Genomic DNA, 11,549 nt, shown 5'->3' with positions numbered 1-11,549 from the left:
TGCTTTTCACAACTGTTCGGTCAACAGCGTGCTTTATCTGCATTACTTCTCACAAGTATACCAGCCAATGACGATCTGCTTCAGGAAGGGGTTGTTCCACCAACCACTCCAACCATTCCAAACCATATTGGTTCCAGAAGTAAACGATGTTATATACCCGTTCCTGCCATTTACCCCCGGGGAGCAACATTGTCCCCAAATGATCCCACTGACGCAGGTCAACGGCATGTCGCCGCTCAATCGCCTGGATTGTTTTCTTCTTCAGGTACTGGATCTGTTCGTGCACTTTTTCCCTGTTTTTCTCTCCCAGCGCAACCAAACCCTTTTCCACTGAAGCAATTTCTGCGATCAATGGCTCGTAGATCTGGTCGATGGCGGATTGCGCCTGAGCAAACAGCGACTCTACATCCACTGTTTGTTGCGCCTGCAACCATGCCCGCTTTTTCTCTTCCAGATGATCGACGACGTCGTCCCACGTCAGGGAGAAACGGGACAGATATTTGGCCGACGCCCGGTCCACCAATGTATAGTGCCTTCTGGGCACCAACGGCGGCATCTCCATCCCGTAACGCTCAAACAGCGGTTTGAGCAATCCCCAATAGGCGATTTCACCTGGTCCGACCACCACGGCCAATGTGGGGAACAAAAACTCCTGCATCAACGGGCGTGTGATCACGTTGTTGCTCAATCGCTCCGGATGCGTACAGGCGATATCCAATAACGCCTCTGCTGTCCATCGATGGGCACCATCCCTGGTGACAAACTGCCCGTTGTCCAGATAGAGCGCCTCCCGGTTTCCGTTCAAGTGCAAAAACAAATGAGCTTGATTGCTATTGACATCCACTTGCGATGGATACCCGGCTGCTTCAACGGCCTCCTTCTGCCGCCAGGTAGTGACGGCCAATCCCTCCCGGTCCCGAATCAACTCTTCAAAAAAAGGCACTTCCAATCGCCGGAGCCCGGGGTCAGCTGAATCGACGAGCAACAATCCCCACTGCCCGAACAGTTCATGCATCAACTGGGCAAAGTACCGGCTCCAGTTGACCCGGTTACCGCCCAGCCGCTGCAAACGGGATAACACCTCCCGTTTGTGCTCGGTGTCCGGCAGCAGGTGGGACAGTTGGTCCAACCATTCCCGCAATACGATACCCTCGATTTCGATCTGTCCGACGGACGGCCGCCCTTCGACAGAAACATGCAACCGGTGTTTGTGGATGGGATGGTGCTGATCCCCCGAAGGGAGGGTAATATGATCCACTTCATTCACATCATGGTCTTCTCCAGCTATCCAAAAAACAGGGATCACTGGTCGTCCCAGACGCGCTTCCTCACGTCGGGCCAGTTGAATCAACGTGACCGCCTTGTAAATCGTATACAACGGTCCCGTCAACAGGCCGGCCTGCTGGCCACCGATCACCACCAAGCTGTCAGGATCGGTCAACCGTTTCCAGTTTTGTTCCACAGCCGGATGGATCTCCTCATCCCTAAGATAAGACCGCAGGACATCGACCAACGCTTGCCGTGAGACCGACCGCGAACGGCTCAATATCCGTTCTGCCCTCACGCGAAATGATGATTCCGCGTACGGGTCATACCCATAGAAAGGGCGAACGGAAGGAGAACTTTTCATATAATCTGCCACCATTGGGTGGGCCGGCTTAAACTGGATGCCTTGCGTTCTCATTCGATACCCCTTTTCTCTCCTCTGACTGCTTCCAAGTATAACACGAATACTGCTGCCGGGAACAACCATCCGTGGTCAACCGGCCGATTTCGTCCGCTCTACCGACTTTCGAGGCAGTAGAAAGGTGGACAAAAAACCGATCGCCGAAACACCTGCCGCCAACTCCATCGCACGCGGATAGTGCGGATACATCGATCCGATATGGCGGTACCAGAGGTCCGGATCCACCGGTCCCAACACATACGCCAACGCAATCAATCCCAGTGCCCCACCCGCCGCACGTGACATACCGGCAGCGATCAATCCAACGCGGACTTGCCGCGAGGGGAGCCATTGCAACAACAATAGGTGAAGCGGCGCACTCAAAGTGAACCCCAGACCCGCCCCCCACAATCCCAATGCGACCCATACCGTCCAGGGCGCCTGGATTTGAGCCAGTAACCAATCAGCGATAAACAACAGCACAAATCCCAACGTAAAATTGGCATGGCACCCTTTACGGGAGGCCAACCAGCGCGACAACGGCACGGAACCACTGGCTGAGGCTGCGATCAGTGCTAAGCTCCACCCTTCTGCATTCCCGATTTCCGGCATCAAAAAACCTATCCATCCCGGAATCAGCACGACGGATGACCAACTGAAGCCGGTGAGGAAGACGAACACATGAAACAGCAACAATCGGCGATCCTGCCAGATCGTCGGTGTAAAAAACGGTGCCCCTACCAGTTTCTCCACCATAAACAGCGGGACTACCATCCCCAATGCCATGATCCACAGCGGCAACACTTGAGGCGCGATAACCGCTCTCCAACCTTCATCCGGATTCATCATCGCCATGGCCGCCATCGCAAAAAACAGCATTAAGCCGAAAAAGCTGACACCGATGATATCCAACGGTTGCGAACGTCGACCGTATCCTGATGTTGATCGCGGAACCACCCAAAACAATATGATCACCAACGGGATGGGCAGAATAAACAACCACCGCCAGTGAAAAAAGCTGGCCGTCCACCCAGAGAGCAGGGGCAGGACAACCAGCACACCCGCCAACAACAAAGTGAGCCCGATGCGGATATACGGACGGCTTGTTTGTATCCATCGACGGATCGCAACGGCAAACAGAGGGACCATTCCACCAGACCCCAGTGCTTGCAGCATACGTCCAGTCAAGAGCAAGGACCAGGAAGAACTTACGCTCACTACGAACGAACCGACTGCGTACAAAAACAGAGCCAGCAGCCACAGACGCTCCCGCGTCTGACGAACAGGCCACAGTTCCATCACCGGCAATGCAATGGAAAACACCGCCAAATATACAGCGACCATCCATACCGCCCACCGGGGTGTCAGATCAAAGTCGGCCGCGATAGAAGAAAGTATGGGCGTCACGATCTCAATGTCCAGGGTACTGAGAAAGATCGCGATCACATATGTATCCACGATGCGCGTTTTCACTGTCGGCATGGTGAAGATCGCCCCCTGTGTTGCCCCTGCCGATCCTTGACTTTCTTAATTGAAACGAGTGTTTCTCTCATTGATGACAAGATTATATCAGAATGGTTGTCAGTCTTATGGGATCGTTGCCCCCTGCACCCGACTCCGCGATCCTCCACACTTATACGGGTAGATTGAGGTAATTTGACTGCATTATCCATTTCTTATGATATCACACGGTGAATGGAAATGAAAAAGCGATATCGATTGTCGCTAACGACGGTTTCTTTTTTCTTTGATATGAATCAACCGAATCAGGGTTTCATGAATAGGGGTTGGGATCCCGTAAGCGCGTCCTTCCTTGACGATTCCCCCGTTGATCCAGTCTATCTCCGTCAATTGCCCTCGCATCAGATCTTGATACATCGAGGACCGGTTGGTGGCCGTCTTTTCACAAACCACTTTCACCTCATTGAAAATATCGTCAACCTCCAACCGAAACCCTTTCGCCCGCACAACCGCGACTCCCTCCTCCAGCGCTTCCCGGATCAATGCTACGGCGTCCGGCAGACGGAGCAGTTCGCCGTTTTCTATTTCCAACAATGCTGTCAACGGATTGATCACACTGTTGATGATCAATTTTCTCCATATCCGGGGTTGTATATCATCCTCTAACGCAACCGGGCACCACCGGCGATCCACCCGATCGATGAACGATCGCAATGAAGACGGATGATCCTCTCTTTTTCCGAGAAGCGGTCCCATCCACGTTTGCCCGGTACCGGTATGACGGACGGTTGTCATACTCTCCCGCCAAGCCCCTTCGGTGGTGACAGCTCCATATACTTCTTGAGTGTGATGAGTTTCCTTCGCGACGGCGTCGTGGCCCACACCGTTTTGCCAGCAAACAACCACCCCATCCGGTGTGCAGGTGGACAGCGCCTGATGAAATGCCGTGGTGAAATCACGTTGTTTTACCATCAACATGATGACATCAAACGAGTCGGTCACTTTGTTTGATTCCACCGCTTGCACCGGAATCTGCTCCACATCTCCGTCCTGCCCAATGACGTGGATCCCTTCATATTGGACGGCATCAGCCTGTTCCCGTGTTCGCGTCACCAATACCGTCTCCGGATATAACGTAGCCAGACGTGCAGCCCACAACAGCCCCAACGCCCCGCCACCCCACACGCCGATCCGCATGCACACCCCTCCTTTCGATCATCCGAATGATTCGGGAAGGACTACTGACGTATCGCCGTCCTTTTCCCGCATCCGTCAATCATTATTTTCTCATTTTACTATCAGCGGACATGCCTTGACCATCCTACTCAAAGTCTAATTTCTCCAGCTGTAATGGAAACAACAAAAAACCGCCCAGACTTAGGGCGGACTAGCGTAACAAAATCTGCGGGCTCCGATTTCCCGTCTCCGCTTCGTAGCAACACAGCTAAAATATGTCAGGTCAATCCGTTAGGGGCAACGTTTTCCAAGTGATCGACCTTTGAGCCTGACGACAGAGGAGCGAGAGGGAAAACGGCACACCCAGAGTTGTGAGTGGTTAAAATCGCTCTTATGGACGTATTCCAGACGTTTATACCGGATAAACCGGGTGCTTGCGGTCGCTGAACGTCATCACCTTATCCGCGTACGCTTCCAAACGGTCAATCAACTCCCCGCGCAACCGGTCCGGTTCGATAATACCGTCGATGATCAATTCGGAAGCCAAGCGGTAGATGTCGATATCCTTTTTGTACTCTTCCCTCTTCTGCATGATGAATTGGGTTCGCTCCGGCTCCTCCAATTCGGCGATCTTGTTGCTGTACACCGCATTAACCGCCGCTTCCGGACCCATCACCGCGATCTGTGCAGTGGGAAGGGCCAGACAGCAATCCGGTTCAAAAGCGGGACCCGCCATCGCGTACAAACCGGCACCGTAGGCTTTGCGCACGATGATTGAAATTTTAGGCACAGTTGCTTCCGACATCGCTGCGATCATTTTGGCTCCATGACGGATGATACCGGCCCGTTCCACATGTGTGCCGATCATGAAACCGGGGACATCAGCCAAAAAGATGAGCGGGATGTGAAACGCGTCGCACAGCGTGATGAACCGCGCGGCTTTGTCGGCCGAATCAACGAACAACACACCGCCTTTGACCTTGGATTGGTTGGCGATGATGCCCACAACACAGCCATTGATACGGGCAAATCCGGTGATCAACTCCCTGGCGAACAGCTTTTTCATCTCAAAAAACGAATCCTCGTCCACAATGGCTTCAATCAGCTCCATCATGTCAAACGGCGTATTTTGGTTGTCCGGTACGATCTCGGATACCGGCCGTGCTTTGACGGAAGGGGCTTTCGGACTGGCCGTGGGTGGCTTCTGCGCATAATTGGCCGGAAAATAGCTCAGGTAGCGACGCGCCGCCGCGATGGCTTCCTCTTCGTTGGCAGCCAATACATCTCCACATCCGCTGACGGTACAGTGCATCCGAGCACCACCCATTTCTTCCAGCGTCACTTTCTCTCCGATCACCATTTCGGCCATCCGTGGCGAACCCAGATACATGCTGGCATTCTGATCGACCATGATCACCACATCGCAAAATGCCGGGATGTACGCTCCCCCTGCGGCAGATGGACCAAACAGAACACAAACTTGCGGAATCTTGCCTGACAGTTTCACCTGGTTGTAAAAGATCCGGCCCGCTCCCCTTCTCCCCGGAAACATCTCGATCTGATCCGTGATCCGGGCGCCGGCGGAATCGACCAGGTAAATCATCGGGATGCGCAATCGTTCGGCAGTTTCCTGGATGCGGATGATTTTTTCCACCGTGCGGGCACCCCATGAACCAGCCTTCACTGTAGCATCATTGGCCATCACGCAAACCTTTTGCCCGTTTACCTTGCCGATTACCGTCACCACACCGTCGGCAGGAAGCGATTCGTCCAGGCAATTGGCAAACAAGCCGTCCTCCAGCTGAAAATCGTCGTCAAACAGCAACTCCAGCCGTTTGCGGACAAACAGTTTGTTTTGCTGGGCCAATCGGTCGTGATATTTGGGGGCGCCTCCCTGTTTGATCTTCTCTGCACGCTGTGCCAGTGTTTCCACTGTCGTTGTTTGCATCGTATGGTCCCTCCTCCCAATGATGAAACCTTACTCACCCAGATAGATGGGCTTTCTTTTTTCTCTGAAAGCCTGTAATCCCTCCAACCGGTCTTTGGTTGGAATCAGCACTTCGTACGCTTTGGTTTCGAAGGCCAATCCGGATGCCAAATCCATCTCGAAACCATAATCGATTGCCATTTTCGCCTGCGCCAGGGCCAGCGGTGCTTGTTGGTTGATTTTCTCGGCTATCTCCAATGCTGCCGACAACGCTTTCCCTTTTTCAACCACACGATTGACGAGTCCGATCGCATCCGCTTCCTTGGCCGAGATCCGGCTGGCCGTGAAGATCAACTCCTTGGCTTTGGCTTTGCCCACGATGCGCGGCAGACGCTGTGTCCCCCCCGCGCCCGGGATGATACCGAGAGAAGTCTCCGTCAAACCGAACACAGCCCTTTCGTCCGCCACACGGAGGTCACAAGCCAGTGCCAACTCCATTCCACCACCCAACGCCACTCCGTTTACTGCAGCGATCACCGGCTTGGGTAGCCGTTCCACCATCGTAAATGTCTCACGAATCAGATGGATGAAACGCCGAACTTGATCTTCTGACATCGTGCGCCGTTCCTTCAGATCCGCACCGGAACAGAAGGCCTTCTCACCCGCTCCGGTAATCACCACCACCCTGGTGGCTTTGGAATGATGCAACTCCTGGAGAATACGGTTCAGCTCCTGCAATGTCGGAAAGTTCAGCGCGTTGTACACTTCAGGTCGATTCAGCGTCAATACAGAGATGCCTTCTTTTCGTTCCCACTCTACCAGGCCCATCACGCTTCCCCCTTCCCTACCGACGACCACTCTGCGATCACGCTTTGCAACACCTTGGAGGACAACGGTCGACCAAGCTGCTTTTGCACTTCCACGCTGACCCGGCAGAGTGCTTCCAGGTCGATGCCCGTTTCGATCCCTTCTTGTTCCAAAAAATAAACCAGCTCTTCCGTGGCCACATTCCCCGACGCACCCGGCGCATACGGGCAGCCGCCCAGACCGCCGAACGCACCATCCAAGGTGCGGATCCCCATTTCCAGCGACACGTACGCATTGACCAGTGCTGTTCCCCGCGTATCGTGAAAATGACCTGCCAAGCGTTCCACCGGCATGTACCGGAGCAGCACTTCCAGCGTTTCTTTCACCTTTTTGGGCGTGGCCACGCCGATCGTATCTCCAAGGGAGATTTCATAGACACCCATTTCGAGCAGGCGTTCACATACCCGCACCACTTGAGAAACCGGGACGTCCCCCTCGTAAGGACACCCAAACACCGTCGACACATATCCGCGCACCCGCTTGCCCGCCGCTTGGGCTCGTTCCACCACTTCCGCCAGCACCGGGTAGGTTTCGTCAATTGATTTGTTGATGTTTTTCCGGTTATGGGTTTCACTAGCGGAAAGAAAAACGGCGTATTCGTCGATCGGGCTGGACAAAGCCCGTTCTAACCCTTTGGCGTTGGGAACTAGTGCGCGGTAACGAACACCTTGTCCTCTCGGCAATTGGGCCGCCAACTCCGCCGCATCAGCCAGTTGAGGAACCCAGCGAGGGTGAACGAATGAAGTAGCTTCAATCTCCTTGACCCCTGCCCGGATCAATCCCTCGGCGATACGTCGCTTCACATCGACGGGCAGAATGACCGATTCGTTTTGCAGTCCGTCCCGTAGTCCGACTTCCACGATGGTTACCCGAGTCAAGTTGTCACCTCCCGTTTCCCGGCCCCGGGACAAAAGTCAATCTCTCAGTAAAAAACACTATTCTCCAAGGCTGTTGACAACGCTCCGGGAACAATCTTCCCCACCTTCGCCCCGTCCTCTTATGGCTAGAGCGTGTCTGATCGATATTGTCCACGTCCCTTCTGTCAACAACCCAATTCCCCTTGGACGATGGTGGACCAACCACCCCCGATCACTCCAGCTCTACCAACACGTCTCCTTCGCCCACAAAGGATCCGATCTCCACCGGTACGGATTTCACTCTACCGTCGGCTTCGGCAGCGATCGGGATCTCCATCTTCATCGATTCCAGAATGACGACGTCCTGACCCGATTTCACTTCGTCACCCGGTTTTACCAACACCTGCAATACGGTCCCCGCCATATTCGACTGAATCGTTTTCATCGTTTGACGCCTCCATCTACTCGGAAATGTTGCAGCAACTGCGTATCGTACTGCCCGTCGACAAATTCAGGGTGATCCAGTAACGCACGTAACAAGGGCAAATTGGTGCGGATCCCTTCCACCTGAAATTGTTCCAATGCCGCGCGGCTTTTTTCCAACACCGTTTCTCGCGTCGGGCCGCTGACGATCAGTTTGGCGATCATTGGATCGTAAAACGGGGTCACCTGATTTCCGGCTTCCACACCCGCATCCACGCGAATACCCTCTCCTTCCGGTACCGTTATCGCATGGATTGTTCCCGGCGACGGCAGGAAGGTCGTCGGATCCTCGGCATAAATCCGATATTCCACTGCATGACCCCGGGCCTTGATTTCGTGTTGCCTCAATGGGAGCGGTTTTCCTTCTGCAATATCCAGTTGCCAATCCACCAGATCCTGACCCGTCACCATCTCGGTCACCGGGTGTTCGACCTGAAGGCGCGTATTCATCTCGAGAAAATAGATGCGTTCCTGCTCATCAACCAGAAACTCCACTGTACCGACTCCGGTATATCCAACCGCCTCTGCGGCCCGCACCGCCGCCTCGTACAGTCGCTCCCGCGTTTCGGGACGGATGGACGGGGAGAGGGACTCTTCCACCACTTTTTGATTGCGCCGCTGGACGGAACACTCCCGCTCAAACAGATGGACCGTATTCCCTTGCGAATCGGCGGCCACTTGCACTTCCACATGGCGCGGTCGTTCGATCAACCGCTCCAAAAAAACGGCAGAATCGCCGAAATACGCTTTTGCTTTGGACTGCACGATGGGAAGCGCTTTCTTCAGTTCATCAGGCGTTCGGCACACTTGCATCCCGATTCCGCCACCACCTGCGCTCGCTTTGATCATCACGGGATACCCGATTCGCCCTGCTTCTGCCAGCGCTTCCTCCTCCCCGCTTATGCCCCCTTCCGTTCCGGGGACGACGGGGACGCCGGCCTCCTCCATCGTGCGACGCGCCGTCACCTTGTCGCCCATTCGTTCGATCACTTCCGGCCGCGGACCGATAAACACGAGGCCGGCCGCCTGCACTTTTCGCGCGAAAGTCGCATTTTCGGAAAGCAAACCGTAACCGGGATGGATCGCATCGGCTCCCGATTGTTTTGCCGCCTGGATGATGGCGTCTATATTCAAATAACTTTGCGCCACCGGAGGCGGACCGATGGCGATCGCCACGTCAGCCTCCCGAACAAAGGGCATGTCCTGATCCGCCTCGGAATACACCGCGACGACGCGGAAACCGCGTGCACGGCATGTTCGAGCGATTCGTCTGGCAATCTCTCCACGATTGGCGATGAGGATGGTTTGAATTCCCATAATCCACCTCTCATGTTGTTGTATGTGCTTTCATCACCGGAGGCGATGAGGGATGAAATTTTCTCTTCATTACCACTATACCGAAAAATAGATCCCTTTCACAACATTGGATTGCGATTGGCGTCAAATCCTTCTGGAATTGTGTATAATGAGAAGGAAAGCCGGACCGAATTTGAGGAGGGGAAAGGAGGCGTCCGCCACGATGAGCAATTACCAAGTAGAACGGCTCAAGATCAATTATAAAACACTGGAAGAATTCCAAAAGTTCCGTGAGTACGGGTTGCAAGAATTGTCCATGTTGGAAGATTTGCAAGCCAACATCATCGAGAACGACAGCAACTCCCCGTTTTACGGCATTTACTTGGACGGCAACCTGATTGCCCGAGCCAGTTTGTACCGTATTGACGCCAAATACGACCGTTATTTTGATCCGCCGCAAGATTACTATGAGCTTTGGAAGTTGGAAGTGCTCCCTCAGTATCGACATCAAGGCTGCGGCACAGCACTGGTGGAACACGCCAAAAGCTTGGGTTTGCCGATTAAGACCAACGCCCGTTGTCGATCTGATGAATTTTGGAAGAAGATGGGTTTTGTGCCTGTCAAATACGATCCGGTAAGAGATCGGGGAGAAAACCCTTATGTCTGGACACCGCCCGGTGTCAGCCTCAAGGAATGAATGGGCGAATGCCATATGATTCCTGATCGGGTGCACCGAAATCCGGGGGAATCCGAACGTCGCTTCCAGGCAAAAAGAAAATGGGACCGTTTTCATTGAAACGGTCCCCCATTGAGACTGCTGCCAACGTTCACGAAAAGCCGTCTCCCACCTCCGCTCCGTATCCTTACGTTGGAGTTGGTGCCTGGGAGACGGTTTCGCTTATCGCAACCATCCCGGGTGATGACAAAGCCCGTCGGTTCCGATTCCCTCATTGCGTTGACCGAATTCCTGCGAGCGCAGGAGCGGAAAAAGGTCACCCTTCTTCAGGTGCACAACCGTTTATTTGTCGATCCGCTCCAGATTTCCGTTTTCGTCCATTTTAAACTTGGTTTTCAGCTTTTCGTCGTCTTCTTCCTCCAACAGCGCCAACTTCCTCGCCCTGTCCATGATTTGAATCAGGGCTTTGTAATCGTCGTTGACAACTTGGTAGTCGGTCTGCACGTGATTGAGTTGGCTCTTCATCTCTTCGTTTTCCTTTGACAATTGCCGAATCTGTTCTTCTCGCTCCTTGATTTCCTGTTCCAATTGTCTTTGTTGACGCTTTAACTCAGCCACTTCGTTTTTGTGTGTGCGCAGAAAACGGATGATGGAATCCAGGGACAACAGATGGTCTTCCCCGTGATCCAATTGCTCGCTCAATACGCGTACACGTGAGATACGACCTTTTTCTTTGTTTCGTTTTTGCCGCTGCGATTTAGCAATCTGAATGGCCGCCTCATACTTTTTCCTCACAAAGCTGTTCCAGCGGAATCCGCATGCAGCCGGCGTCCGTCCCAGCTTCTCTGCCACTTCTTCAAAAGCGGCCAACTGTGTACTACCCTCACGAATATGACGCAATGTCACCTCTGCCAGGACAAGATCGTCATCCGGCGTCCATGCGTCTTGTCTTTTCACCACCATGATAACCCTCCCTGATCAAGCTTCCCACAAATCAATTTGTTCTATCTGTATGCATTTGGTATAAAACGTAGTATATGTAACTAGTAAATTTTATAACCGAATTGTCCATTTGGTATACATGCCGTCCGCAGACATAAGAAAAACAGAAAAACCGCCCATGATGGACGGTGAGCCTGA

10 protein-coding genes are annotated in these 11,549 nt (G+C 53.5%); 1 reads left to right on the top strand and 9 read right to left on the bottom strand.

Annotated features, from left to right (window positions below):
• Window positions 1–49 precede the first annotated feature (49 nt).
• The 8 genes from bshC to NWF35_RS13830 all read right to left on the bottom strand — a co-directional run bounded on the left by bshC (window position 50) and on the right by NWF35_RS13830 (window position 9,748).
• The gene (gene bshC, locus NWF35_RS13865) at window positions 50–1,684 is read right to left on the bottom strand and encodes a bacillithiol biosynthesis cysteine-adding enzyme BshC (protein WP_301239880.1); all 1,635 of its coding nucleotides are present in this window, start codon (window positions 1,682–1,684) and stop codon (window positions 50–52) included.
• A gap of 75 nt (window positions 1,685–1,759) precedes the next feature.
• Window positions 1,760–3,148, bottom strand: coding sequence for an MFS transporter (locus NWF35_RS13860; protein WP_301239878.1), 1,389 nt, complete (start codon window positions 3,146–3,148; stop codon window positions 1,760–1,762).
• 243 nt (window positions 3,149–3,391) lie between these two features.
• Window positions 3,392–4,324, bottom strand: coding sequence for a ketopantoate reductase family protein (locus tag NWF35_RS13855; RefSeq protein ID WP_301239876.1), 933 nt, complete (start codon window positions 4,322–4,324; stop codon window positions 3,392–3,394).
• Window positions 4,325–4,715: 391 nt separating this feature from the next.
• Complete coding sequence (locus NWF35_RS13850; protein ID WP_301239875.1) at window positions 4,716–6,251, bottom strand: acyl-CoA carboxylase subunit beta; 1,536 nt, start codon at window positions 6,249–6,251, stop codon at window positions 4,716–4,718.
• A 30-nt stretch (window positions 6,252–6,281) separates the two neighbouring features.
• Window positions 6,282–7,058, bottom strand: a complete 777-nt coding sequence (locus NWF35_RS13845) for an enoyl-CoA hydratase (RefSeq protein WP_301239874.1) — start codon at window positions 7,056–7,058, stop codon at window positions 6,282–6,284.
• Window positions 7,058–7,975 (bottom strand): hydroxymethylglutaryl-CoA lyase, encoded by a 918-nt coding sequence (locus NWF35_RS13840; RefSeq protein ID WP_301239872.1) that lies wholly within the window; start codon window positions 7,973–7,975, stop codon window positions 7,058–7,060. Before NWF35_RS13840 ends, NWF35_RS13845 begins: the two co-directional genes overlap by 1 nt.
• 211 nt (window positions 7,976–8,186) lie before the next feature.
• Window positions 8,187–8,399 (bottom strand): acetyl-CoA carboxylase biotin carboxyl carrier protein subunit, encoded by a 213-nt coding sequence (locus tag NWF35_RS13835; protein WP_301239870.1) that lies wholly within the window; start codon window positions 8,397–8,399, stop codon window positions 8,187–8,189.
• Window positions 8,396–9,748 carry an acetyl-CoA carboxylase biotin carboxylase subunit gene (locus tag NWF35_RS13830; protein ID WP_301239962.1) on the bottom strand — a complete coding sequence of 451 codons (1,353 nt, stop codon included), beginning with the start codon at window positions 9,746–9,748 and terminating at the stop codon, window positions 8,396–8,398. Before NWF35_RS13830 ends, NWF35_RS13835 begins: the two co-directional genes overlap by 4 nt.
• Window positions 9,749–9,956: 208 nt before the next feature.
• Here NWF35_RS13830 and NWF35_RS13825 point away from each other — a divergent pair, with 208 nt between their 5' ends.
• On the top strand, window positions 9,957–10,430 hold the full coding sequence (locus tag NWF35_RS13825) for an N-acetyltransferase (protein ID WP_301239868.1): 474 nt from the start codon (window positions 9,957–9,959) through the stop codon (window positions 10,428–10,430).
• Window positions 10,431–10,751: 321 nt separating this feature from the next.
• On the opposite strand, the gene NWF35_RS13820 is transcribed toward NWF35_RS13825, so the two are convergent.
• On the bottom strand, window positions 10,752–11,372 hold the full coding sequence (locus tag NWF35_RS13820) for an RsfA family transcriptional regulator (RefSeq protein ID WP_301239867.1): 621 nt from the start codon (window positions 11,370–11,372) through the stop codon (window positions 10,752–10,754).
• Window positions 11,373–11,549: the final 177 nt, after the last annotated feature.

It is taken from the genome of Polycladomyces subterraneus, assembly GCF_030433435.1.
Classification (GTDB): Bacteria; Bacillota; Bacilli; order Thermoactinomycetales; family JIR-001; genus Polycladomyces; species Polycladomyces subterraneus.
Note: the sequence above shows the minus strand (reverse complement) of the source record. Positions and strands in the feature narration are given on the sequence as shown.